The sequence below is a fragment of the uncultured Kordia sp. genome (assembly GCF_947489565.1).
GTDB lineage: Bacteria > Bacteroidota > Bacteroidia > Flavobacteriales > Flavobacteriaceae > Kordia.
Window position 1 is genome coordinate 1 of sequence record NZ_CANLEA010000076.1, and the last position, 273, is coordinate 273.

General features: G+C 42.9%; 1 pseudogene. It reads left to right on the plus strand.

From position 1 onward, the window contains the following. Positions 1-273 (plus strand): annotated as a pseudogene (locus Q0845_RS27780) (hypothetical protein); the annotation flags it as partial.

Genomic DNA, 273 nt, shown 5'->3' on the forward strand with positions numbered 1-273 from the left:
TTCAGACCCGAATGATCCATGTGTTGGCGGAACAGTAGCAAGTGTTGATTTAACAAATATAACATCAGCATGGGCAACATCAGATTGCGATGGTGATGGCGTACCAAACATAACAGAAGTTGATCCAGACGGAGATGGAACAGCAGGACCAAATGGAACTGATCCAAGTGATCCTTGTGATTATGATGTGACAGTACAAAACTTTGCTTCAGTAACAATAGCATGGTTGGCAATAGATTGTGACGGCGATGGAGTAACCAATGGAGATGAAGT